This window comes from Sphingobacteriales bacterium, assembly GCA_016700115.1.
GTDB lineage: Bacteria > Bacteroidota > Bacteroidia > Chitinophagales > UBA2359 > UBA2359.
Genome location: CP064999.1, coordinates 142,663 through 169,140 on the forward strand (window position 1 = coordinate 142,663; position 26,478 = coordinate 169,140).

A 26,478-nucleotide genomic window follows, 5' to 3' on the forward strand; every position below is an offset into this window, starting at 1 on the left:
GAGTTGTTAGAAACAAGACCATCTCATGTTTCTACCCCCCCAAAACCATCCTACAAAACCAAAGTTGCTGTTTCCTTTGCAATACCAATTCGGGCAATAGCGCCGCTGTTAAAAGCAAGGAAGTCGGATTCCATCCCATCACTAAAAATGACTCCATTTGCCGGCATAAACGATTCAAGAGTCAACTCTGTCTTGGAACTGATATATCCGGCAACAATGCTTGTCTGCGTTTTAACGCTTTTAAAAGGCTCCCGAACAGCAAAAAACAACTGGTTTTGGGACAAAGAAGGCTGTTGACTATGACTTTCCTTTTTATTACGCCTATTTTGGTCAATCGGCAATCCGAAGAAAAGTTTTCCAATTCCCATGGTCATGTTAAAAACAGAGCTCAGCCAACCGGTTGAGCCGGCAGGTGTTGAAACAATCAAACCGCTGGAAGAGTGTTCTTCTGTCTGATTTTGGTAAGTTATCCGGTAACGGGCCGAAACATGGGAGGAAGCACCAATAAACAAATCGTTAAAGCCTAACAATCTTTGTCCGTCGTTTAGTTTTGCTTCGGCAAACGTTACACTTCTGAACTTGTGTTGATTTTCTATCACACTTTCTACTGCACCTATAAAATTAGAGGTGTCGAAAGGAAGTAATATCCCGTCATAGCGATTTTTGTCGGGATTAACTGCAACAATGGGTGCTCCCTCCGAATATTTGGCAGTATTTGCTACTAATCCATCCTGGCCAATGACCACAATCAGGTGATTTTCGGTAAATATAAATGCCGGCACATAAATTCTTTCGACTATCTTATATTTTATCACCTTACTCAACTTTGCCAGTACCGTATCAAGCGAACGATGAAACGCATCATGTTCTGCCTGGTAATCTTCAAAATTTCCACCCGATCGTTCAATATAAAACTTTGCCTGCGCCTTGGTGTTAAAGCGGTCAATCAGTGCTTCCAGGCGGGTTTTGTTTTTAACAATAATGGCATATTCCACACTCATCGGATACTTACTGTTGTTGGAGCAGGTTGTCTAACAAGTCGGGACTAATGTTAAGGGTTCCAATTTTTTCTGCATTTTCAGCGATCTGCCTGAAGGCCAACGCGATATTGAAACGTGGGTCGGGGTTATTGTTTAAGGCTATTAAAGTGCGCCAATCCACATCTTTGTAGGGTTTTAGGAGGGTGTCTAATACAAATCCCTGGGTAGTTGCTTCTAATCGGTCGTTTTCAGTTTTCATTTCGATCAGGTTTTTGCGCTGACTTTCGACAGAAATATCCGCTTCTACCGCCATTTCCCTTAATTTGCGGTCGTTGTTTGCCTGTTGAACTTTCCCTTCCATCTGTTTTTCGGCAATCTGTTTTTTCTTTTCTTCCACCGCAATTTCTGTATTCAACTCGCTTTCTTTAATTTTCCGTTCTTGTTCAACAGCAAAATTGCGTCGTTGGTAAATAGCATGGTCAGCTTCCTGTTGAAGCTTTTCGCGGGTTTCAGTTTCTAAAGCTCGTTTCATTTCAGGAGTAGCACTAACGGCCAGAATATTTGCTCCCAATATTTCGATGCCCAAAATGCTTATGGCCTGCGAGCTGAGCAGCCCGTCTGAAATTTGTTTTTCGATTGTTTTTGCCGAACGAATAGCCTCTTTCAAGCCTAAACCGGAAATAAAGGCAGATGTGGCAGTTTGTGCTTCGTTAATGATTCGCTGATGGAGCTTTTCTATATCGTTTTTTTTATAAAACCCTTTATCGTCTAAAGTAAAGTCCAGTATATTGGCAAGGGTGGTAGGTCCGTTAACCTTATAAGTAATTTGCCCCTGAATAGAAACTGTTTGGTAATCGGCAGTGCTTTCGTTAAAGATAAAAGGCAGGTCATTACTTCCAATCGGGATAGCTGCAATAGAACTGTTGGGAGAAAAATAAAAGAACGATAACCCACGACCCTCTTTCACGATTTTACCGTTACTGAAATGAATTACATAGGTCATGGAGTCAAATTTAACGTGTTTAATTCCAAGCATATTGGTAAATTTTGAAGGTGTCGGTAGTACAAAAATGAAAACTGCCGGCTAAACAGGTGTCCTATCTTTTTTTGATGTTAGTTAATTTTAGCGTGAAAGGTACATAAATTACCCTTGTTTGTAAAGAGATACGGCAATTATAGAGGTAATTCCGTAACATTTCAAGAAAATCAGCTATTTTTGTCTATTCAATATAGTTATATGTTTTATTTGAAATCCCTGCTTACAGAAGACAGCCATCACAATGAACGATTGATAACGGCAACCCTGCCTTTAATGGAACAGTTTTACACCATTCAGGGCGAGGGTTTTCACCAGGGTAAGGCTTCTGTATTTATCCGTTTAGGCGGTTGTGATGTGGGTTGTGTTTGGTGTGATGTCAAAGAATCATGGGATGCAGACCGTCATCCTAAGATACCTGTAATTGATATTGTTACTGAAAGTCTGAAATATCCTTCAGAAATATGCGTTATAACGGGAGGAGAGCCATTGATGCACAATTTGAATGATTTGTGCCTTGCTTTGCAGGATGCCGGCAAACATACGCATCTTGAAACCTCCGGCGCACACCCGCTTTCGGGTAATTGGGATTGGGTTTGCCTGTCGCCCAAAAAATTTAAAGCGCCTTTACCGGAAATCTCACAAATGGCAAATGAGTTGAAAGTAGTCGTATATAACAAATCAGATTTTGAATGGGCAGAACAACATGCCTCAAAGACTAATAGCGACTGCCTTCTTTTTCTTCAGCCGGAATGGGGAAAAAGTCATATAATTTTACCTTTGATTGTTGACTATGTCAAACAATACCCCAAATGGCGCATTTCTCTTCAAACGCATAAATACATGAATATTCCATAGTTATACAAAATTTTCATTTCACCTTATACCTAAAAAAACCTATGAGAATATCTGGCATCATCACAGGGTTGCTGCTATGTTGTATGTCGTTTGTTTTAAAAGCACAAAACACAGACGGTAACGAACCCGCCATGCCCAAAAAGGCAGTCGAATGGTTTAACAAAGCCAATGAACATATATTATACAACCAATATGCCGATGCAAAGGCAATCCTTTTAAAAACTGTCAAAAAATATCCTAAATATGCAAAAGCCTATGCCCGGCTGGGAGAAGTTCACGGACGGTTAAAAGAATATGATGAGGCGAGAGCAGCCTATACCAAAATTCTGAGTATTAGTCCATCTCCGGCAAACGAGTTTATGGTAAGTTTTTCGGTGGGAAAACTTTGGATGGAGGAGGGCAACTTTGAAGAAGCTGCTTCCGAACTGAAACATTGCTTGTCTATTAAAACGACAGATGCATTTAAAGATACCCGTATTCAGGCAGATTGGTTATTTCAAAATGCTAAGTTTGCAGCACATGCCATCAAAAATCCGGTTCCGTTTAATCCAATAGGCATGGATGCTGCCATTAATTCTCGCCATGATGAGTATTTGCCCATGATAACCGCCGATGAGCAAATGCTGGTATTTACCCGGCGCTTTAACTCTAACGCTGACATAAACGAAGACTTTTTTTTTAGTGTTCGCCCCTCAGATACCAGTGCCTGGGAAACTGCTCTCGAAATGGCGCAACCTATCAATTCGCCGGCAAATGAAGGGGCAATCTGCATTTCACCCGATGGCTCCCGATTGTTTTTTGCCGCCAACGGCAGACCGGACAGCGAAGGTGGCTTTGACCTTTACTATTGTATCAAATCGGGTAGTTCCTGGAAAGTTCCTTACAATTTTGGGCAACCGGTCAATTCTTCTTCCTGGGAATCGCAACCCTCTATTTCGGCAGACGGACGAACGCTTTACTTTTGCAGCCGCCGCAAAGGAGGATTTGGTGGAATTGATATCTGGGTAACTCAGTTGGTAAACAACAGTTGGACAGAACCGGTCAATTTAGGCCCCTCCATCAATACCGCCAAAGACGAGCAATCGCCTTTTATTCACCCCGACAATCAAACCTTGTACTTTTCTTCTAACGGTCACGTTGGCATGGGCAATGCAGATTTGTATGTCGTGCGCCGCGATAGTTCGGGCAATTGGGGTAAACCCGAAAACATTGGCTATCCCATCAATACACCCGGTACCGAAAACGGATTGGTTGTTAATGCCAAAGGCGACAAAGCCTATTATTCTTCCTACAAAGAAGGATATGGGTTAGATATCTTTTATTTCGACCTGCCTAAAGCGGCGCAACCCAACTATGTAACCTATGTAAAAGGAAAAACGATTGATGATTTAACCCGAAAACCAATTTCGGCTACTATCGAACTGATTGACCTCGAAACAGGCAAGGTATTGCACGAAACAGCTTCTGATGCAGTTTCAGGTGAGTTTTTGGTAACCCTGCCTGCAGGTAAAGAATATATGTATAATGTTTCAAAGCCCGATTATCTCTTTTTTTCGGAAAACTTTTCCCTTTCAAATCGCCAAACCGACAAGCCTTTTTTGCTAAATATTGCTTTGAAACCCATCAAAAAAGAGCAAAAAGACGAAAAACCGGTATGGAATATCGGGCAAACTATCGTGCTTAAAAATGTTTTTTTTGAAACCGATTCTTACGAACTGAAAAACACCTCTTTCCTTGAGTTAGACCGGTTAGTAAAGTTATTGCAAGACTACCCAACCTTGAAAGTAGAAATTAGCGGGCATACCGACAACACCGGCAGCAAAGAACACAACCAACGACTTTCGACCAACCGCGCCAAAGCAGTTTACGATTATCTGCTGAGCATGAAAATTCCGGTTAAACAACTGACTTACAAAGGATATGGGGATACCAAACCTATAGCGGACAACACTACCGAAACAGGACGTGCGGCAAACCGCCGCACAGAGTTTACTGTTTTAGACGGCATCAGCAATGTTCAAATCAGTCAATCTCAAAACGGCAGTTCAGTGGTTACAAAGCCCGAAGAAAAAAAGAGCAACGGAACAGGTAATTTGCTTAAAAATGCGATTCTGCCCGATACAAAAGGCAAAGAACAAACTCCGAAAACAAACAAGCCTAAGTAACCGGAAAAAGGATTTTTTTTGCCGAAAATCGGATATTTATTTTTGTTGGAATTATAAATTTTTATATCGTCTCTTGTTTTTTTTCTTAATGGACTAAAGTTGGAATGGGCTAAAGCCACATTCCTATTTATTTTTTGAATTTTCCCAAAATGATTTCCCTCCAGCTTCAGATGGAGGTATGGATTAGATATTTCAATTCCGTTATCGGCTTTAGCCTAAAATTTAACCTTTGAATTTCTCAAACCCATATTTGGTGATATACTCATCATATTCCTGTTGATATGTTTTGTGTTTATGGTGATCCTCCTGATTTTTTATGTAGTTCCTTACTCTGCCAATCGCTGATTCCGATACTGAAACAGCAAAATACTCATCCTGCCACTAAAATCGTTGTTTTGTTAAATTGCTTTTGTTGATCCAAAATGAAGTCTCTCCTTTTATAAGTTGCATCACTTTTTGAATAGTTTGATCAACTCCCAATGAAATCAAGCAATGACAGTGATCTTTATAACCATTGACAAAGTCAATGAAAATATTTTTCTCCTTACCATTATCTCTGATGTGTTTCCAAACTTGTTTTCTCAATTCCGGTGAATCAAGTAATGGTTCTCTGTTCTTAGTACTCCAAACAAAATGAATATAGACTTTTATGAATGGCATTTTTTTATTGCTTTTTAAATGTTTGGGAGTATGCAAATATAAAATCCCGCCTATATCATCACCACAATTATACAAACTCCTTCTGTTAAGAACAATAAATTCAAAAAAACCCACCCATAACTACAAGCTATGGTGTGGCAACTCAGCCATAGTTAACTCCCTGCTCACATCATCATCTCCGCCTTCTTATGAACAAGTTGTTCGCGTTCAGGTCCGACAGAAATAATGCTTACCGGAACGTTTAAATATTTTTCGACAAACCCCACATAATGTTGAAATGAGGCGGGCAGCTCGTCAAAGGTTTGTATATCTGAAAGCGGAAATGGCCACCCTTCAAATTCTTTATATACCGGAACAATAGATTGCCGCTCCAGGTCATAAGGCAGTGTAGTTGTTCGCAGCCCGTTATGTTCGTAGGCAACACAGGCCTGGATGGTATCAAAAACCGACAACACATCGGCTTTGGTCATCACCAATTGCGTTACGCCGTTGAGCATGACGGTGTAGCGGAGGGCAGGCAGGTCTATCCAACCGCATCGCCTCGGTCTGCCGGTTGTTGCGCCAAACTCACCACCGGCCTGTCTTATTTTTTCTCCGTTTTCGTCAAACAGCTCTGTTGGGAAAGAGCCGCTGCCCACACGGGTACAATAGGCTTTGGTAATGCCGAACACTTCCCCGACGGTAGAGGGTGCGATACCTAAACCGCTGCAAACCCCTGCAGTAACCGTATTGGAGGAGGTTACAAAAGGATAAGTACCAAAATCTATATCCAACATAGAACCCTGAGCGCCTTCTGCCAAAACTTTCTGACCTTTTTTTATGGCCTCATTTACCATATATTCTGCATCGGTCAATTTTATTTTCCGGAGCATTTCGATGCCGTCAAAAAATTCGGCTTCCAGTGGTTCGAGGTCATACTCAAAATCATACAGGTTGCACAACAAAGTTTCATGTTTCGCTTTTAACTGTTGATAGTAAATCTCAAAATTGTAGAGTTCTATATCCCCTATCCTAAGTCCGTTTCGTCCTATTTTATCCATATAGGTCGGACCGATGCCTCTGAGAGTCGAACCTATTTTATCTTTACCCTTTGATGCTTCCGAAGCTGCATCCAACAATTTATGGGTGGGAAGAATAAGATGTGCTTTGCGGGAAATATAGAGCCGGTTAAAAACATCGGCACCGGCGGCATGTACTTTTTCAATTTCTTTTTTCAGTGAAACCGGGTCAATGACCACTCCGTTGCCGATTAAGTTGACCGGGCGTTGGTGAAATATGCCCGAAGGGATGTGGTGAAGCACTATTTTCTGCCCATCTATATACAAGGTATGCCCTGCATTGGGGCCACCCTGAAAGCGGGCGACTATGTCATAATGATTTGCCAAAAAATCTACTACTTTTCCTTTTCCTTCGTCTCCCCATTGGAGTCCTAACAGTACATCAACAGACATGTTTTATGTTTAAGTGGTAAATATATAAAAAGTTGTTTTAAAATCTAGCAGGTGTTTCCAAAATACTTAAAGCTGTTTCAAGATTTGGTGCAAGGGTGAAAATGCTGTTCAGTTTGGTGATAATCATCACGTTATTCAGTTGTTCAGAAAGGTGGATGAGAATGGTCTCCCCTCCTGCGTTCCGGGATTTGGTAAGCAGGTGTATCAGCAAATTAAGCCCTGCACTGTTGATGACCTTAACTTCGGACAAATCTATGATAAAATTCAAATTGCCGGGTTCTGTAATGTCCGAAATCTGTTGAAACGTATCGAACAAGGTATGCTGTTCTATTAAACTGCCTTGGAGGATAAGGAGTGAAGTAGAACTATTGAGCGGCTTGAGTTGAAAGTTCATGTTTGCTACAATTCCGATGCATTGCCCTTTCAGCAAATTGCAAATTGCGGGAGGAAAATTGTTTTAGATAGTGCTCATTCTGATTTTTACAAAAAAACGGCAAACTCATTTCAAAAATCTGTAAGTTCAGGATGTTGTTTTTTATATTCACAGTTGCCCTGACAGGTTCCATATAGATTCAGAGAATGATGTGTGATGGTAAAGTTAAACAACTCTCCAATCATGGATTTCGTCTGCTGAATTCTTGGGTCGCAAAATTCCATCACCTTTTTACAGTCAATACAAATAACATGGTCGTGTTGTTTGTAGCCGTAAGCCTTTTCATAATAGGTTACATTTTGCCCGAACTGATGTTTTGCAACCAAATCGGAGGCGACGAGCAACTCGAGGGTATTATAAACGGTTGCACGGCTTATGTTGTATTGGTTGGTTCGCATCTGGATATATAGGGTTTCTGCATCAAAATGGTCGTTTCTCGAATAAATCTCTTCCAATACGGCATAACGTTCGGGGGTTTTCCGTTGTTGATTTTTTTCGAGAAAGGCGGTAAAAATACCTTTCACTTCATGCAAAATTTTCTTGTCGGGAATATAGGCAGATGTATCAGGCATAAGTTGAAATACTATACAGATTCAAAGAAGTTGGAACCGGGGCTTCAATATCCGAATAAAAAAACAAAGAACGGCACCTCATAGTTGTAAAACAGTTAGAAATTGGTAATATGAATTGAAAAAATGCCTTCCAAAGATTTCAGTTTTTTGGCCACTAATTTTACCTGATCCCTGTCCTTGACATAAATATTGATTTCCCCCTCAAAGATACCATCTTTAGCGTCTAAAGAGATAGAACGCATATTTAGTTTTAGTTCGGATGAAATAATATTGGTTAATTTATTGACCAAACCGATATCGTCCTGGCCATTGATTTTGATGGTTACTAAATACAAAGGCTCGGACGTTTGCCTGCCCCACTTGATGGTAACCACTCTGTAGGGATAATCGGCTTTTAGTTGAGGTGCATTGGGACAATCAATCCGGTGAACCCTCATGCCTTTTCCGATGGTAATAAATCCAAAAACATCATCCCCTGCCACCGGTTTACAACAGTTGGCAATGCTGTAATCTACTTTATCGGCATATCCTCCGAAAATACTGATATCGGCCGGGTTTATTTCTTCTCCTCGAAGCAAAAACTCACCGTCTTCGAGGGGGACCGGTTTTTTTTCAGAAACTGGAACCTCCAACACATCTCCGTTGAATTTTAGTTTTTTCAATTGGGTGGTATCGAAAGTGTTATTGGCAATGGCAGATAAAAAATCGAGCTGATCTGAATACCGGAAATGGTTGACCAATTCGGTAATGACATTGTTGTTAAAATTGATTTTCAGTGCTTTTAACTTGCGTTCCAAAATTTCTTTACCGGTATCTGCTGTAGTGCGTTTCTCGTTATGTAAATAAGATTTTATTTTGGAACGGGCGCGTACAGTATGGGTAAAATTTAGCCATTGTTCGGATGGGTGTTGTTTTTTTGAAGTGATGATTTCGACCTGATCTCCACTTTTCAACACATAAGAAATGGGCTGAAGTTTCCCCTCAATTTTAGCGCCAATACATTGGCAACCCAAATCTGTATGTATTTCAAATGCAAAGTCAAGAACTGTAGCCCCTAAGGGAAGATACTTTACATCACCTTTTGGAGTATAAATGTAGATTTCATTTTCATAAAGGTTATGTCTGAATTCATTGAGCAGCTCAATGCTGTTTTCTGCTTTTTCTGATAAAAGCTCCCTAACCCGATTCACCCAGGTATCCGTTTTTTGGTCTGAGTGTCCGCCTTTGTATTTCCAATGGGCAGCTACTCCTTTCTCCGCTTCAACGTCCATCCGTTTTGTTCGGATTTGAACCTCTACCCATTTGCTGTCAGGTCCCAACACAGTGGTATGTATCGATTCATAGCCATTGCTGCGTTTATTCTTGCCGATCCACTCGCGGTATCTTTCCGGCAGTCCGGTAAATAAATCGGTAATCAGCCCTAATACGTTAAAACATACGGCTCTTTCGTTTTTTTCATCTTCAACATCCATCACCACACGAATTGCGAAAAGGTCGTACACCTCTTCGAAGGGAATCACTTTTTTCTTCATCTTATTGGCAATGGAATAGATATGCTTCGAACGGCCGAACACCTTAAATTTTGAATAACCCGCCTTAGTCAACACCGATTCTATTGGTTCTATGACCTTTTCTATATACTCTTCTCTCGATTTTTTGGTTTCCTGCAACTTTTGCGCAATTTCCTTGTAAAGCTCTTTGTCCGTATATTTCATGCTCAAATCTTCGAGCTCTGTCTTGATTTGGTATAGTCCAAGGCGGTGGGCAATAGGTGCATACAAATACAAGGTTTCAGAGGCAATCGCCATTTGCCGGATTTCGGACATAGAGCCTAAAGTTCGCATATTGTGCAACCGATCGGCCAGTTTTATCATAATTACGCGGATGTCCTCACCAAATGAAAGCAACAGTTTTTTAAAATTTTCTGCCGTTATATTGGCCAGATTTTTCCGCTCAAACATGCCCTTTATCTTCGTCAATCCATCAATGATTTTAGCAACAGTGGGGTTAAACTCTTTGGATATATATTCTAAGGTAACCGGTGTGTCTTCAACAACATCATGAAGCAACGCACAAATTATAGAGGTCATGTCTAATCCGCTGATTTCTTCAGATACTATACGGGCTACGGCAATGGGATGGTAAATATAGGATTCTCCGCTTTTGCGCCGAACACCCTCGTGTGCTTTTAATGCCAACTCGAATGCTGCATCTACGCGCTTGCGATCAAATTCACTAATTTTTCCACAAAACGTCAGCATATTCTCATATTTCTGCTTTATATCAATTAATTCTTCCTCGGTGTAGGGAATCAAATTTGCGGTTACCATTCTCTGCTATGTTTGAATTTATGGATTGTGCGACTTTTTAGCCTAAAATAAAACTGCTTGCCTCTAAAACAAAATTACTGCTATTTTGCATAATTTACACTATCTGCAAACTAAAAATGATTTGAAAATGTATGGATTTACCCCATCTCTGCTCAGAAAATAAATTTTCTGAATTGCCCTCCTGATGGGCAACTCTGAAAACGGGTATTGTCCTATTTCCTTTCCTTATTTTGACCTGTCATTCTCAATACCGCAACATTCAGCTTTGACTCTCTTACCACACAATTTCACCGGTCTTGTTTGTATAATTGTTTAACAACCGGATTTATGTCGGAAACCTATGGTTGATGTTTGATTACAAAGTCCATGAATGTTTACTATTCAAGCCTTTCCTGCTTTATCCAAATGGCATGTGTTTTGTCTTTTAAAAATAGTAATATTGCACATTCATCTAAACGGCATGAGCTCTGTTTCCTTTCGTGCCCAATTATCTTTTTACAAACTTGCCTTAAATATACGGTCATGTTTAAAAAAATTTCATTTACTTTCGGGGTTGCCATTTTGAGTTCGCTCATGTCTGTTTGGCTATACAGCAATTTAAATCCCGATTTGTTTAGAAAAGCAATACACAACCGTCTGAAAGAACACGAGTCTGTGGTTTTAAATACCTCCTCTATAAATTTACCCATGTTGAGCAGCCGTCTTTCGGGGCAATCCGCCTTTTTGAACCCAATCAGCGGATTTGTCGAAGCCGCTAAAATCGCTAACCCCACTGTGGTAAACATCAGCGCTATGAGACAAAAATCGGGGGCAGCTACTTTGAACAATCCTTTTGGAGATCTTTTTGGAGATAAAGGAACCGATTGGTTTGGGTATGACCAACCCGGGGGGGCAGATATAGGGCTTTCATCGGGTTCAGGGGTCATTGTTTCTTCGGACGGATACATTATTACCAACAACCATGTTATTGTCGGAAGTTCTCAGATAAAAATCACCCTCTACGACAAACGTTCATTTCTTGCCGCAGTGGTAGGAACAGACCCGGCAACAGATCTTGCTTTGCTTAGAATCAACTCCAATAACCTGCCCTTTATCCGGTACGGAAACTCGGATGAACTGGAGGTCGGAGAATGGGTGTTGGCCGTCGGCAATCCGTTTAATCTCGCCTCGACCGTTACCGCAGGTATTGTAAGCGCAAAAGGCCGAAATATCAATATTCTGAAGGAAGAAGCCGCCATAGAATCGTTTATTCAAACAGATGCAGCCGTCAATCAGGGTAATAGCGGAGGCGCATTGGTCAATCTTCAGGGCAATTTAATAGGCATCAATACAGCAATTGCCACCCCTTCCGGTTCTTATGCAGGTTATGCTTTTGCTGTTCCCGTCAATATTGCCAAAAAAGTGATTGAAGACCTTAAAAATTACGGTGCTGTTCAACGCGCATACTTAGGAATCAATACGCGCGACATTAACCCCGAAATTGCATCGAGGTTAAAACTCAAAAATATGAACGGCGTTTTTATTGAACAAGTAACCACAGGAGGAGCGGGTGAGGAAGCCGGTTTGAAAAAAGACGATATCATTACCGAAATAAACGGCTATAAAGTAAACACCTTACCCGAATTTAAAGAAAAAGTAGCCCGATTCAGACCGGGTGATATTATAGGCATCACTTACCTGAGAGACGGCAAAATGGTCTATACTAAAATGGTGCTTAAAAACGCACTTCAAACCACCCAAATTAACGCAAAACCTATCGAAGAACTCGAAAAACTGTTAGGTGCAAGGTTCGAAGAGTTAAGCGTTGCCGAAATGAGCAGCTTAGGCATAAAAAATGGCATTAAAGTTATCCAACTCCATGAAAACGGACTGCTTCATACTGCTACCTCTATGAAACCCGGCTTTATTATCTTAAAATTAAATAATGAAGTGGTCAGCACTTTGGAAGATATGAGCCTTCATATCCAGAAAATTTCCAAAGGAGACGGAATCATGCTTGATGGAATGTATCCCAACGACAAGTCTAAAAAACTATATGCCTTTAGCATGAAGTAAGGGTTGTTTCAACCTTCCGGCATGATCGAAAAACAGGACTTGTCTTAAAGGTTACCGGCGATTAAACATACCGAGCCAAAGTTTGCAGCTAAAGGGGTTTGGGGAAAATTTCTGCAACCACCTTTTCCAGTTCCCTTGCCATAGACAACAAAGGATTACCGGCTTCTAAACCTCTCTTTAACAAAATATCGGTCAGAGATTTGTAATACCAGTATTGATCCTCTTTCCCGGCATTAAATCTGCTCCAGAATGTATCTCCTTCCTTTAGTAAATCGTGTTTTATAGCCTGGGCGTTGTCTAATTTATCTGCACAAGATACCAACAAGCTATCAATGTCCGGGCTGTTTTCAAGATGTTCTAATGTATGTTTTTTCCTTGAACGCCAACTTGTATCACCCGATTCGGTCTTGTTTAGCTTTACCTGTTCAGATGCTCCGGCAACCAATTCGGCAACCCGTTTGTCAAACCTGCTCGCTACTTCTTCAATGGTAACAGGTGTATCCTCGACTACATCGTGCAAAATACCGGCAACTATCACCTCCTCCTTACATTGGTTTTCACACAATATCTTCATCACATTTATCAGATGCGAGATATATGGTATGTTTGTCCCTTTGCGAAAATGCCCTTCATGGGCATCTGCCACAAACCGGATGGCTTTAAATATCATAATTTTTCGATTAAATATAAGTTTTCAAATTTATTTGCAGAAATTGTAAACACGCTAATGTTCTTTAAAAATGGAGGAATTTGATTTGGGTCAATCATGAATCAATAATCTAATTCTGAATTTCCATCCTGATAGTTGGCAATATTCAGGGTTGTTCCTGTTTCTTTAAAACAGCAAATCAATACTTAGAGAATATCCACGAAATAGACATCCGTATTATTTCTCGTGATGTTCGGGATATAAAATCGTCCGGGTTCGTATGCTTTTTCAATCAGGCTGAAAAGTGTACATGATTTTGGAAGTCCTGTAAAAATTAAGGTAAAGACCACGTTTCCATTTCTGGCAATATACTTCCAGGTTGGAAACATCGTAATGTTTTCGGCATGTACCAACTTGCTGATATGGCTTGAACCCATATCGTATAAATAGGTGGTTTCCCAAATTCTGATATAGGATTCTCCGGACGATTTGTTTATATAATTGCAATGAACGACAACTTGTGATTCCTCATCTGCCTCATTACTCAGTTTCAAATTTGACGAAATTTCAATAGTGGTGCCCGGACTAATCACAGGCGTTTCGATGAGTTTAATTTTGGTCATTGCCAACTTCCGGGTGTTTGCAATGATAACATAAAAAGTTGTTCTAAAAGTTCAACGGAATGATTCACGTTTCATACATTGAAGGCTAAATATCCCGGTTCATGTTTTATCCAAATAGCAAACCTTAGAATTTTCCTCACTTCTCTTATCTTGGTTTGACGAACGATAGTTGTTTTCAGTCAAACATTTATCATCCTATATTTAACCCCTAAGTATTGATACCCTAAAAATGCCTGCCCTTTCATCAAAAACTGACCACCCTGTTTTTAAAAATCATAGGGTAAAGAGCAAAAAACACCCGCCTCACCTCAAAAAACATCCGGCAGCTCGAACCCAAATCTTGTAAAAACACAAAATTTTGGACAAAAAATACGGTTGACTTAAGCCCTTTGCAGGGGTGCATTAAGTCATTGCAGGGGTGATTTAAAGCATTGCAGGGGTACATTGAGTCATTGCAGGGGTGATTTAAAGCAATGCAGGGGTACATTAAGCCATTGCAGGGATACATTAAGCCATTGCAAATGCACATCAAGCTATTGCAAAGGTGCTTTAAGTCATTGCAAAGGCACATTAAGTCATTGTAGAGGCGATTCAAACCATTGCAGGGGTGCAATGCGTCATTGCAGGGTTACATTAAGCCATTGCAGGGGCGATTTAAGGCATAGACGAGGTGCAAAAAAGTGAGAATCCGGGAAACATTAGATGACTGAAAGGGACACTTCCCGACACTTCCCCGTAAAGTGTGAAAGTTCACCAAATTGGAACAGACACCTCATTTTTGATTGAAAGGACAACACTTTATTAAAATTAGCCCGGAACTTTAAATAAAGGTTAACAGTTATAAAGAAAAAAATATTGCCGGCACTTGCGTTTTTTAAAGTGAATGTCTTACCTTTGCCTTCGCTTTCTTAAAATCAGATAAGCGGAAATAGCTCAGTTGGTAGAGCATAACCTTGCCAAGGTTAGGGTCGCGAGTTCGAGTCTCGTTTTCCGCTCAGTTACTTCTTTGAACAAAAGCCGTTCACAAAAACGAATTGCCCAGGTGGTGGAATTGGTAGACACGCAGGACTTAAAATCCTGTGAACCTAAAAGTTCGTGCGGGTTCGAGTCCCGCCCCGGGCACTGTTTAAGAGCAGGCTTTTTCTGCGGAAATAGCTCAGTTGGTAGAGCATAACCTTGCCAAGGTTAGGGTCGCGAGTTCGAGTCTCGTTTTCCGCTCAGTTAATGTTTAAATGTCCGACACCCTCATTATGGATTTCCAATAGTGAGGGTGTAATTTTTTTATGGCTTTTCCGGTAAAGCCGGCGGTGATTTGTCCTTCTTTTTACAGCCTGGTTCTTTTTGAATTTAAGGAATTTTATCTTTTTTTTCTTTTTTATTTAGCCGCTAAAAAAATCTTTCTAAATTGCGAGGTTTATTTCATTAAATAACCAATAAAGTATTTATGAAGCCTTTCGATTCTAATAAGATTAAAAACGTCGCAATTTTGGGACATGCCGGAAGCGGGAAAACCACGATGGTTGAAGCGATGCTCTTTGAAGCCGGCATCATTAACCGTCGTGGCACAGTTGAGGAGGGGAACACAGTATCTGATTACCACGATATTGAAAAACAAAGGGGCAACAGTATTTTCAGCACCTTGCTCCACCTTCAATGGAAAGACAATAAAATCAACTTGATTGACACTCCGGGTTTTGATGATTTTGTCGGAGAGGTGATTTCTTCGCTACGGGTTGCCGATACCGCAATTATGGTGCTAAATGCACAAAATGGTGTTGAAGTAGGTACCGAACTGATTTGGGAATATACCGAAAACTATCAGACACCGATGATTTTTGCCATCAACCATACCGATCACGAAAAAGCCGATTTTGACAAAACTTTAGAGCAGGCTAAACAAAGATTTGGCGAAAAAGTAGTGCCGGTTCAATATCCCTACAATCAGGGCACAGGCTTTAATGCCATTATAGATGTGTTGAAAATGGTGATGTACGTGTTTCCTCCACAGGGAGGAAAGCCTGAAAAAAAGCCGATTCCCGATTCTGAAACAGATAAAGCAAACGAAATGCACAACGCCCTGATCGAAGCCATCGCGGTGAATGACGAAGGGCTGATGGAATTGTTTTTTGAAAAAGGCACGCTGGACGAAGAAGAAATGGCCAAGGGAATGAAGCACTCCATGATTAACCACGATATTTTCCCTGTATTTTGTTGTTCTGCAAAATCCGATATGGGAACCGGGCGCATTCTGGGTTTTATTCACGACATTGCACCTTCGGCTATGGATGTGCCTCCGGTTCAGCGTCAAAGTGGTAAATCTTTGCAATGCAAGCCCGACGGGCCGGTATGTTTGTTTGTGTTTAAAACCATTTCAGAGCCGCATCTCGGCGATATGTCGTTTTTCAAAGTCTATTCTGGCGAGGTTAAAAACGGTGCCGATTTGGTCAATTCGCTCAACGAAAATACCGAACGCCTCAATCAACTCTTTATTCTGAACGGACGCAACCGCGAACAGGTCAATGTGTTGAAAGCAGGCGATATAGGGGCTACGGTGAAACTGAAAAATACCGCCACCAACAGCACTTTGTATGAAAAGGGCAGTCCGGTTCATATCACCCCAATTCAGTTTCCCGCACCACGAATTACGGTTGCCGTCAGCATTGACAACAAGGCAGATGTCGAAAAGCTCAGCCATGCCCTGCACGTTCTTCATGCCGAAGACCCCACCTTGATTGTAGAACATTCCAAAGAACTCGGTCAGATTTTGTTGAGCGGGCAAGGTGAACTGCATCTCGCCGTTGCAAAATGGAAAGCCGAAAACCTTCATAAAATCAAGTTTGAATACATCGAACCCAAAATCCCGTTCCGCGAAACCATCCGCAAACCCGTTCGTTCCAATTACCGGCACAAAAAACAAAGCGGCGGTGCCGGTCAGTTTGGTGAGGTTCACATGCTGGTAGAACCTTATTATGAAGGAATGCCTGCCCCGGAGGGAATGTCGGTCAGAACCACCGAAGAGGTAAATTTGGAATGGGGTGGTAAATTAGTATTCAACAACTGCATAGTTGGCGGAGCCATAGATGCAAAATATATGAGCGCAATTATGAAAGGGGTCATGGATAAAATGACAGATGGACCCCTTACCGGCTCCTATGTTCGCGACGTGCGGGTTAGTATTTACGATGGAAAGATGCACCCGGTCGACTCAAACGATATGGCTTTTAAAATTGCCGGAACCATGGCTTTCAAACAAGCCTTTCAGGAAGCCAACCCGCTCATTCTCGAACCCTTATATGATGTCGAAGTTTTAGTAGCCGAAGACGCAATGGGCGATGTGATGGGCGATTTGCAAACCCGCCGCGCTATGATTATGGGCATCGAATCGGAAGGTCATTACCAAAAAATTAAAGCACGGGTGCCCTTGATGGAGTTGTATAAATACTCCTCCACCCTACGCTCCCTGACACAGGGACGCGCCAAACACAGCCAATATTTTTCCGAGTTCACCCCCGTTCCCGGCGATATACAACAGCAACTGATAGATAAACATCAAAAAGAACTACAGGAAGCATAACACCTCTTGTATGTTTTTAATATCTTAAAAATCGGGACAATTGCAGAATCAAGCACTTTGTCCCGATTTTTTTTTTGCCTGAATGGGATGGGGGTGATATGGCTTGCAATTTCATATTAGCCCAATACAATTGTGCTGTGTACCCCGAAAATCTGGCGTTTTGGGATAAATGCAATGCCGTAGGCATATTATATTGGTAGAACAGCCGGTACAAGGAATCTCAATGCCGTAGGCATGTAATTTACATAGAATAACATCTTTTACAACCTTTATTACATTCCTACGGAATGATGATGACGGGTTGTTTTTCGTAGCTACCAATATATTATCCCTACGGGATAAGGATAACAAAATTGTTTCAGTTCCAAAAAAATCACCAACCTTTATCTTGAATAGACTAATTTAATATTGCAATTCGTATTATTTTACTGCAATGAAAATCTTAGAATGTCTGATAATCCTACTTTGCACGAAATTTTTATAGACTGAATCGAATTTGCAATTCGCATTATATTTCCGAAACACGTTTTGCCTTTGTTAAAAAAATCTAAAATATTTATATAGAGGCATTGATTTTTTGAATATGATTGCTTAGATTTGTGCAGTTTGTATTTTTTAACATTTAAAAATGAATATGGCTATGAAATTTAAACTCTTTAAGGTAGATTCCTGCCCCCCCCCCCCGAAAATATCAAACAACAAAGGTTTATCTTTTTATTTTAGTTTTTAGCTTGCTCAAAATTTGGAGTATTCCCTTACAAGGGCAAATCCCTTTTGAATGTTTTACCGAAACTCTGAATACTGAAAATATTGAAACTGCTTCACAAACAAGTTGTTCATCTGTTTCGAATGCTTATCAAAACCATTACCAATTTAAAGAAACCTATATGCCCGATGAAAATACCGGAATAAAAACCTTGCGGCTTCGGTTTATCGTGATGAATGATAGCAACGACCCAACCTACGAAAATTTTTCAGATACCGAAACCAATAGAACAATACTTTCAAATCTTGTTAGCAATACAAGCTATGTCTATTTTGAGGACGTTGATGCCCCATTAGAACCCCGTACTTGTATTTGTGGAGATTGCCATATTTCGAATTCCAAAATTCGTTTTGAGTTGGCAGACATACATTTTGTTTCTGTAGATAATTATACAGACTTTTTTAGTGACCCTATACTCAAGCCGGATAACTTTGAAATTGACTATGCTTTATCAGAAATTGGCATAGACATATACAATACTATAAATGTATTTGTCTTAGGCACTTTCAATCTTGCACCATCGGGAAAAGTTTCGCACATAACTTCTCCTGGCAACACTACTGTTCCTTTAGGTCTTGTGTTTGACGATACTTATTATGTTGAAGTTTTAACTGAAGGCAGTGTGTCCAATAATTTTGCCCACGAATTAGGACATATAGTCGGACTAAGGCACACTTATGACGATACTATTTGCGATCCTGCCAATATAGACTATCTGTCAGACGTTTTTGGCTTAGACACCGGAACAGAAGATTGTACGACTATATGCCCTCATACCCCATCAATATGGGATTCTGCACTCTGCAATTCAGTTCCGGGACAGTATTGCAGCGATAATCTCATGGGGGGCAATAATAGTTCTCATCATATCACACCACAACAAATGGGCATCATACATCGCAATTTAGGTTTAGGCTCCGCCTTGCAAAAATATGTAAAGGAGTGCGGTGTGTTAGATGCTCCCCGCCATATAACAGTGTCCGAAGATTGGGATTTTGGCTTTAGAGTATATGGAGATATTATTATCGAACCCGGAGCAAGACTTACCATAAGCTGTCATTTGCTGATGCCCGAAGGGGGTAAAATAGTCGTAAAGAGAGGAGCGAAACTCGTGTTAAATGAGGGTAGTATTTCAAGCGCTTGCTCAAATACCCGATGGAGGAACATAGAAGTTTGGGGCAATAGCGCAATTTCACATTCGTCCTTATTTGGAGGCATTCCGAATGCAAACTCGCTGACTATTGACGATTATATCAACGCACCTTTAGGCGTTAATGACCCGGGCATGGTCATCTTGTATGCCCCTTCGCCCGGAAATTCCTGGACATATATTGAAAATGGAGGCAATCCGGCTATAACCACTAAAAATTCGGAGAACCCATGGAATACAGAATATTGGGGCGGTATTGTTGTGGCAGAAAATTTCAAGTTTAAGAATAACCGGCGTGCCGTAGAAATATTACCTTATAGTTTTACTAATTTCAGCCGGTTCAAAAATTGCCGGTTTATTGAACCCGACCCAAATACTATGTTTTCCGGTGTAACGGTTTGGGATTCTCACGGCATTTTGTTTGATGCCTGCCGTTTTTTGGCCGATAACCCCATACCGGCAGACCAACACCGCAGCGCCATTATCCTTCACGACGCAACGGCAACCATTCAAAATAATTGCTGGTTCCATTATTTTATAAATGCCGCCGAAATCCAAAATACAATGCCTCTTAGCGGCAGTGTAACCATTCGCAATTCCGAGTTCAAGTACAACCATGTCGGCGTTTATGCAAATGCTCCTTACAATCTCGAAATTAGTAGCAATAGTTTTAGCGGAAACACTTCCATTTCAGCAGACGTAGGGGTGGCTATCCGCGGTAATGGCAACTATAGAATAGAAGGCAACACATTTGACGCCAACCTGCTTACAGGAGTGCTTGCCCAACACACCGGAACCGGTTCCGGACTTGACGAATGTAACAGCTTTTCATCTGCACACGGCGTTTGGGCCTTAGGCAACAACAGCGGGCTGCAAGTCAGAAACAACAACCTCAATGCCATAAGAAACGGAATTCTCGTCAGCTCTATCGGCGACCAGGCAGGAGTGCTTTTAGACCAGGGCAGCAGCACAGAACCGCGCTTTAATCTTTTTTCCGACCCTGCCGACCCCACGAAACTGCATATCAACACCCTTAGCTTTCCGGGATCTCCCCCTACAGCCGAGTTCAACTACTTCTACCCCCAATCTACCCTGTTAAGTCCTAATACCAATGCCCGGCTAAAACCCAAATGCGATTTGGACGACGGATGCACCATCGTTAATAATTTTGAGGCAATAAACGTGGAAGAACCTTCGAACTTCCCCGATTCAGAATGTTTGGATTTGCCGGGCACTATTCCACCAATGCCCGAAGAGTGCATAACGCGCGAATGTTGGGATGCGCTGCAACAAACTATTGCTCAACTGAAACAACAGATAGATGCCGGACAGACCGAAAATCTCTTGTTTACGCTGGCAACAGCTCCCGATGCCCTTGAAACATATCAGCTACTGAAACAGGCAGGAAATTTATTGTCGGATACCGTTCTTATAGCAACTGCCCTGGCAAACCAAATGGCAGAGTGGAAACGCGCCGATATTTTATTAGACAACGCCCCCCTGAGCAATGCGGTAATGGGATATGCGCAAAACCAGGTTTCTACCTATATATACGACTTGCTCTACGCTATCTCTTACTATCAGCAACTCTCGGCAAGGCAAGTTATAGAAGCGAAAATAAACAACCGGCAATCTGAACAAGATGAGCTGCTGCACAAACTTTTAGACCAATATACCCACGAACAAAATATTGCGGAAATAGAAAATCTTTTACGTACCGATGGCAGCCTTTATGCAGCGCGCGCCTTAGTGGGGTGGTATTTAAAACAAGGCAATACCATACAGGCGCAAGCCATTTTAGACAGCCTGCCTGCCACTACCGTAGATGCCCAATGGTTTAAAGACCTGCAAACGCTAAACATACAGCGGGCAGACAGTACCGCTTTTTCGTTGCAACCCCAGCAGGAAGCCATGCTCTATGCCATAGCCAATAGCCAAAGCAGCCAATCGGCCTACGCACAGGCGCTGCTCTCCCTCCTAAAAGGCGAAACTTTCAGCCTGCCTGTCCCGCCCGATGAGGTATCGGGCAAAACATCCACACCGGTACGAAAAATTCCAAAGTTGAAGCAATCCGATTTGGAAACCCTGCAACTCATTCCCAACCCTGCCCGCAACCGGATAACGGTATATATTCCGCGAACCACTGCCGGTATTGCCGCCGAATTGGAACTGTATAATTTGCAGGGCAACAGTGTTTGGAAACACTCGCTTTTGCCCGGGCAAAGGGTGGCACAGACAGACCTGCCGTCCCTTCCCAAAGGCATATATATAGTACATCTGAAAGGTGAAAAGAACATGAGTGCGAAACTTGTAATTGAATAGCGGCATATCTCTGTAACCCAATCGGGACGGGCTTAAAAGCGCTTGTCCCGATTTTAAACTTCCTGCCTTATGAAATCAATACCGCATCTTATATACCTTTTCGCCTTTTTGTGCCATACCGCTATCGTTTATGGGCAAACCGATAATTTTGAAACGAGCATAGACCCCGATGACGGACTGGGAAGTAATAATGGAATAAACGTAAATGTAATGTCCGACGGGCTTATCGTTACAAGCGCTTCATTATGTTTTGGCAACAGTGTTCCGTGTTCGGATATTGTTAAAACCGATTGGGGCGGCAATGTTCTTTGGCACGTACAATTTGAAGATTATCCCGATGCTTTTTCGGCACACCGCTCGGGAACTATCGTGAATGACGAAGATGTTTTTTTAATGGCGGGGAAAACGGTTAACGATAACCGGCAGTTTACAATTTCGGTACTCGATAATGCCGGCAATAATGTTTGGTATGCAGAATATGGCAGCGAATTTGACGAAATGGGCAGTGGCGGTTTAATAAGTGTCGAAAACAATAAAATGCTTTCACTTTGCTCGAGCGGCACTAATTGGGTGTTTTCCAAAGCCATGATAACCAAAATAAATAATAATGGCGAGGTGCAATGGCAAAAAGTCTATAGTATAGACACCTTTACATTTACAATAGCAAAACACTTAGCCCTTTCTGCCAACGGCGATTACCTGTTTACCGTAGAAACACCGCTGCCGCCGCCCGATATTGGTTACAAAAAAACCCTTGCCCACGTTTTTGCTACCGACACTGCGGGCAACCAAAAATGGCAGTTTGCATTGAACGAAACATGGGATGGTCAATGTGCCGCCTTTATTGCGCCGCTTCCCAACGGCAACCTTGCCGTTTCCTGGTGCAACGACACGCTGATAGGCGCATGGGGGCAAAACTACGGCATTCCGCATTATGTTGCCGGTATGGATACGGCGGGAAACATGCTTTGGCAGCATTACTTTACCGCACCGTATATTAAGCAGATTTACCGTCTTCGCAAAACATCCAACGGAGACATAATCGGATGCGGGGGGCTTAACTATGCAGGCCAATACGACGGCGGATGGATGTTCAGAATTTCGGCTGCCGGAGAATTGTTGTGGCAAAGGGAATATGTGCATCATTTGCCCGGATACGGAAACAATGCGGGAATTGCATTCATGGATTTAACGGAAACCCCCGACGGAGGCATAGCGGCTACGGGGCCCGTTATCCAGCGAAACGAAAACGGGCAGTTGGAAATAGATATATGGTTGGTCAAAACCGATGCCGACGGCTGCATGGAACCCGGCTGTAACAACGGTTTAATATGGTTGTCGGCAGACGAGGCGGCAGAAGGCGTTTGGATAGGCAGGGAACTCAACGCGCTGCATGTTTACCCCAACCCTGCCTCTTCCCAAATCACCGTCCGCCTCCCGAACAATGCCGTTGCCTATACGCCCGCACAAATTGACGTTTACAATATCCACGGGCAGCGGGTACACAGTCATCCGCTTCTGCCCGGGCAAAGAGTGGCACAAATAGACCTCCCCACTCTTCCCGAAGGAATATACATTGTTCATCTGAAAGGACATAAAAATCTAAGTGCGAAGCTTGTTATAGAGTAACGGCAAGTATCTCCAAACTACACAAGACGGGCAACAGATAATGTTTGCCCTGCTCCTTAAAGAAACCAACCCATGAAACACAAAATAGTAATGCTGTTTTTTCTATTCTTTAATATTGCCCTGCAAGCCCAAACAGGCACTTTTGAAATGAGTATAGATCCCGATACCGGTCAGGGGAGCAATAACGGTGTTTGCATAGTATCTGATTGGGATGGTTTGCTCGTTGTAAGTGCTTCTTTGTGTGAAGGTAACAATGTCGGTTGTACGGACATAGTAAAGGTAGATTGGAACAAGAACATTCTTTGGCAAAGGCTTTTCCATAATACCCCTTTTTGGTTTTCACCCTCTGGTGGTAACACCATAATAAATACACAGGGCGATTATGTAGTGTTAGGAGCTACTCTTACACAAGACAGCATTGCAAACTTTATTCTTGAAATTTCCCCAACCGGAGACAGCCTTTCTTACCAAACTTTTGGGTATAAAACCGGAGCTACGGGCAAGTTATTACAAGTAAACGGATTTGAGTATCTTGTACTTTATACTCGTGGCGAGTCCCCTTTTTATGCCCATCCGGTAGTTGCTTTACTGAATACCGATACCCATACAACAGAATGGGAAAAAATTATTTACGAATTTCCGTGGGGTTCCGGCGTAGGAATGTGCCTAACCGAGAACGAATGGATAATTGCCTATCAGGTAGCTCAGGAATCGGATAATCTGTTATATCTTACCAGAACAGATTCGATGGGCAATGTTCTGAAAAACATAGCGGTAAACATTGTGCCTAAAGGGAATTGTCTTGGACGGGTCGAATATCTTGGGAACGGTGAGCTTGTTTTTGCATGGTGCAACGACACGCTGATAGGCGCGTGGGGAGAAAACTACGGCATTCCGCATTTTGTAGCCGGTATGGATACGGCGGGCAACATGCTTTGGCAGCATTACTTTACCGCACCCTATATTAAGCAGATTTACCGCCTGCGTAAAGCATCCAACGGAGATATAATCGGATGCGGGGGGCTTAACTATGCAGGTCAATACGACGGCGGATGGATGTTCAGAATTACGGCTGCCGGAGAATTGTTGTGGCAAAGGGAATATGTGCATCATTTGCCCGGATATGGCAATAGTGCAGGTATTGCTTTTATGGATTTAACGGAAACTCCCGACGGAGGCATAGCGGCTACGGGTCCCGTTATCCAGCGAAACGAAAACGGGCAGTTGGAAGTGGACATTTGGTTGGTCAAGACCGATGCCGACGGCTGCATGGAAGCCGGTTGCAACGACGGTTTAATATGGTTGTCGGCACACGAGGCGGCAGAGGGTGTTTGGATAGGCAGGGAACTTGACGCGCTGCTTGTTTACCCCAACCCTGCCTCTTCCCAAATCACCGTCCGCCTCCCGAACAATGCCGTTGCCTATACGCCCGCACAAATTGAAGTTTACAATATCCACGGGCAGCGGGTACACAGTCATCCGCTATCTCCCGGGCAAAGAGTGGCACAAATAGACCTCCCGCCTCTTCCCAAAGGTATCTATGTAGTTCATTTACCAGGACATAAAAATCTAAGTGCGAAACTCGTTATAGAGTAATCGCTTTTCAACAAAACTAATCGGGATAAGAAATTCAATTCTTGTCCCGATTTTAAATTCCTTATAAAATGAAACCAATACTGTACTTTTTACTTCTTTTCAGCTTTATTGGAAATATTGATTTATTTTCCCAAACCGGCACATTTGAAACGAGCATTGACCCCGATGTTGGGCAGGGGAGTAATAATGGTGTTGGAATAAGAGCTACAACAGATGGACTTATAATATGTTCAGCGTCTTCATGTACTGCCGGCATACCTTGTCTGGATATTGTAAAAACTGATTGGACAGGAAATATACTTTGGATCAGACGCATAGAAGATCCGTCAGATATCTTACGTTTTTTCAAAGAAAGTTGTGTGATTAATACTGACGGAAGCTTTAATGCCATGATAGCAAAAACTGTTGATGAAAACAGACAGTTTTTTTTGTACACTTTTGATAGTTTAGGAAATGAAATTTGGAACAGAGAATATGGCACCGAAAATAAAGAAAGCGGATTTGGCGGTATAATACAGGTTGAAAATGACCATTTATTGGCATATTGCAGCACCGGAACAGATTGGGTGTATGCAAAAACCATGCTTACTAAAATAAATAAACAGGGTGATGTTTTATGGCAAAAATATATGCCGCAGATATAGATACACTGCCTTTTAGCGTAGCACATCATTTCACTCGGTCTGCCACCGGCGATTATCTATTTACGGTAGAAACACAATTTCCTCCTCCCGATATTGGTTACGACAAAACCCTTGCCCATGTTTTTGCTGCCGACACTGCGGGCAACCAAAAATGGCAGTTTGCTTTAAACGATACTTGGGTTTATCAATGTGCCGCCTTTATTGCGCCGCTTCCCAACGGCAACCTTGCCGTATCTTGGTGCAACGACACGCTGATAGGCGCATGGGGAGAGAACTACGGTATTCCCCACTTTGTAGCAGGTATGGATACGGCGGGCAATATGCTTTGGCAGCATTACTTTTCCGCACCCTATCAAAAAAAAATAAACCGGCTTCGCCGTGCCTCCAATGGCGATATTATCGGATGCGGAACCACAAACAACCCAGCCGCCGGTTATTACCAAGGTTGGTTGTTTCGGTTTTCGCCACAAGGCGAGTTGCTTTGGGAGAAAGAATACTATCACCCCCCAATAAACCCGTCTTCTATTACTGCTGCCGGTAGAAGTTTTAACGACCTGACCGAAACTCCCGATGGCGGTATAGCGGCAACCGGCTTTTTCCGAGCCCAAACCGAAATAGATATATGGTTGGTCAAGACCGATGCCGACGGCTGCATGGAAGCCGGTTGCAACGACGGTTTAATATGGTTGTCGGCACACGAGGCGGCAGAGGGTGTTTGGATAGGCAGGGAACTTGACGCGCTGCTTGTTTACCCCAACCCCGCCTCTTCCCAAATCACCGTCCGCCTCCCGAACAATGCCGTTGCCTATACGCCCGCACAAATTGACGTTTACAATATTCACGGGCAGCGGGTACACAGTCATCCGCTATCTCCCGGGCAAAGAGTGGCACAGATAGACCTCCCGTCCCTTCCCGAAGGCATATACATCGTTCATCTGAAAGGACATCAGAACCTTAGTGCGAAGCTTGTCATAGAGTAACGGCA

General features: G+C 42.3%; 17 protein-coding genes, 3 tRNA genes and 1 pseudogene. 12 read left to right on the forward strand and 9 right to left on the reverse strand.

Translation table 11 applies throughout. The features are described from left to right. Nucleotides 1-50: 50 nt before the first annotated feature. Both IPM47_00570 and IPM47_00575 read right to left on the reverse strand, forming a co-directional pair. Nucleotides 51-1,001, reverse strand: coding sequence for a sugar kinase (locus tag IPM47_00570; protein ID QQS29479.1), 951 nt, complete (start codon nucleotides 999-1,001; stop codon nucleotides 51-53). Between the two features lie 7 nt (nucleotides 1,002-1,008). Further along, nucleotides 1,009-2,016 carry a membrane protease subunit, stomatin/prohibitin gene (locus IPM47_00575; protein QQS29480.1) on the reverse strand — a complete coding sequence of 336 codons (1,008 nt, stop codon included), beginning with the start codon at nucleotides 2,014-2,016 and terminating at the stop codon, nucleotides 1,009-1,011. Nucleotides 2,017-2,217: 201 nt separating this feature from the next. Here IPM47_00575 and IPM47_00580 point away from each other — a divergent pair, with 201 nt between their 5' ends. Together IPM47_00580 and IPM47_00585 are read left to right on the forward strand one after the other, a co-directional pair. Beyond that, nucleotides 2,218-2,874, forward strand: a complete 657-nt coding sequence (locus IPM47_00580; GenBank protein ID QQS29481.1) for a 7-carboxy-7-deazaguanine synthase QueE — start codon at nucleotides 2,218-2,220, stop codon at nucleotides 2,872-2,874. 41 nt (nucleotides 2,875-2,915) lie between these two features. Next, nucleotides 2,916-5,039: a PD40 domain-containing protein gene (locus IPM47_00585; GenBank protein ID QQS29482.1), complete on the forward strand. Its 2,124-nt coding sequence runs from the start codon at nucleotides 2,916-2,918 to the stop codon at nucleotides 5,037-5,039. Between the two features lie 222 nt (nucleotides 5,040-5,261). On the opposite strand, the pseudogene tnpA reads toward IPM47_00585, so the two are convergent. From tnpA to IPM47_00610, 5 genes and pseudogenes are all read right to left on the reverse strand, one after another. After that, nucleotides 5,262-5,699: pseudogene (gene tnpA, locus IPM47_00590) on the reverse strand (IS200/IS605 family transposase). A gap of 164 nt (nucleotides 5,700-5,863) precedes the next feature. Beyond that, complete coding sequence (locus IPM47_00595; GenBank protein ID QQS29483.1) at nucleotides 5,864-7,150, reverse strand: adenylosuccinate synthase; 1,287 nt, start codon at nucleotides 7,148-7,150, stop codon at nucleotides 5,864-5,866. Between the two features lie 37 nt (nucleotides 7,151-7,187). Continuing rightward, nucleotides 7,188-7,544, reverse strand: a complete 357-nt coding sequence (locus IPM47_00600; protein ID QQS29484.1) for an STAS domain-containing protein — start codon at nucleotides 7,542-7,544, stop codon at nucleotides 7,188-7,190. Between the two features lie 110 nt (nucleotides 7,545-7,654). Next, the gene (locus IPM47_00605; GenBank protein ID QQS29485.1) at nucleotides 7,655-8,155 is read right to left on the reverse strand and encodes a transcriptional repressor; all 501 of its coding nucleotides are present in this window, start codon (nucleotides 8,153-8,155) and stop codon (nucleotides 7,655-7,657) included. A 95-nt stretch (nucleotides 8,156-8,250) separates the two neighbouring features. After that, entirely contained in the window at nucleotides 8,251-10,485 is a 2,235-nt protein-coding gene (locus IPM47_00610) for a bifunctional (p)ppGpp synthetase/guanosine-3',5'-bis(diphosphate) 3'-pyrophosphohydrolase (protein ID QQS29486.1), read from the reverse strand. Between the two features lie 522 nt (nucleotides 10,486-11,007). On the opposite strand from IPM47_00610, the gene IPM47_00615 reads away from it, so the two are divergent. After that, complete coding sequence (locus IPM47_00615; GenBank protein QQS29487.1) at nucleotides 11,008-12,540, forward strand: trypsin-like peptidase domain-containing protein; 1,533 nt, start codon at nucleotides 11,008-11,010, stop codon at nucleotides 12,538-12,540. Nucleotides 12,541-12,628: 88 nt separating this feature from the next. Here IPM47_00615 and IPM47_00620 read toward each other — a convergent pair whose 3' ends face one another. Both IPM47_00620 and IPM47_00625 read right to left on the reverse strand, forming a co-directional pair. Further along, entirely contained in the window at nucleotides 12,629-13,210 is a 582-nt protein-coding gene (locus tag IPM47_00620) for a bifunctional (p)ppGpp synthetase/guanosine-3',5'-bis(diphosphate) 3'-pyrophosphohydrolase (GenBank protein QQS29488.1), read from the reverse strand. Between the two features lie 185 nt (nucleotides 13,211-13,395). Continuing rightward, a complete protein-coding gene (locus IPM47_00625) occupies nucleotides 13,396-13,812 on the reverse strand; it encodes a hypothetical protein (GenBank protein ID QQS29489.1) in 417 nt (138 codons plus the stop codon). A 922-nt stretch (nucleotides 13,813-14,734) separates the two neighbouring features. Between IPM47_00625 and IPM47_00630 the strand changes: the two genes are divergently transcribed. From IPM47_00630 to IPM47_00670, 9 genes are all read left to right on the forward strand, one after another. After that, a tRNA-Gly gene (locus IPM47_00630) sits at nucleotides 14,735-14,807 on the forward strand. A gap of 41 nt (nucleotides 14,808-14,848) precedes the next feature. Further along, a tRNA-Leu gene (locus IPM47_00635) sits at nucleotides 14,849-14,934 on the forward strand. A 23-nt stretch (nucleotides 14,935-14,957) separates the two neighbouring features. Then, nucleotides 14,958-15,030: transfer RNA gene (locus IPM47_00640), tRNA-Gly, on the forward strand. Nucleotides 15,031-15,256: 226 nt separating this feature from the next. Further along, a complete protein-coding gene (locus IPM47_00645; GenBank protein QQS29490.1) occupies nucleotides 15,257-17,386 on the forward strand; it encodes an elongation factor G in 2,130 nt (709 codons plus the stop codon). Nucleotides 17,387-18,117: 731 nt separating this feature from the next. Beyond that, nucleotides 18,118-21,624 (forward strand): T9SS type A sorting domain-containing protein, encoded by a 3,507-nt coding sequence (locus tag IPM47_00650; protein QQS29491.1) that lies wholly within the window; start codon nucleotides 18,118-18,120, stop codon nucleotides 21,622-21,624. Between the two features lie 69 nt (nucleotides 21,625-21,693). Continuing rightward, on the forward strand, nucleotides 21,694-23,253 hold the full coding sequence (locus IPM47_00655) for a T9SS type A sorting domain-containing protein (protein ID QQS29492.1): 1,560 nt from the start codon (nucleotides 21,694-21,696) through the stop codon (nucleotides 23,251-23,253). A 72-nt stretch (nucleotides 23,254-23,325) separates the two neighbouring features. After that, nucleotides 23,326-24,849 carry a T9SS type A sorting domain-containing protein gene (locus IPM47_00660; protein QQS29493.1) on the forward strand — a complete coding sequence of 508 codons (1,524 nt, stop codon included), beginning with the start codon at nucleotides 23,326-23,328 and terminating at the stop codon, nucleotides 24,847-24,849. Between the two features lie 68 nt (nucleotides 24,850-24,917). Beyond that, nucleotides 24,918-25,493: a hypothetical protein gene (locus IPM47_00665; GenBank protein ID QQS29494.1), complete on the forward strand. Its 576-nt coding sequence runs from the start codon at nucleotides 24,918-24,920 to the stop codon at nucleotides 25,491-25,493. Beyond that, a complete protein-coding gene (locus IPM47_00670) occupies nucleotides 25,466-26,473 on the forward strand; it encodes a T9SS type A sorting domain-containing protein (GenBank protein ID QQS29495.1) in 1,008 nt (335 codons plus the stop codon). Before IPM47_00665 ends, IPM47_00670 begins: the two co-directional genes overlap by 28 nt. Nucleotides 26,474-26,478 lie beyond the last annotated feature (5 nt).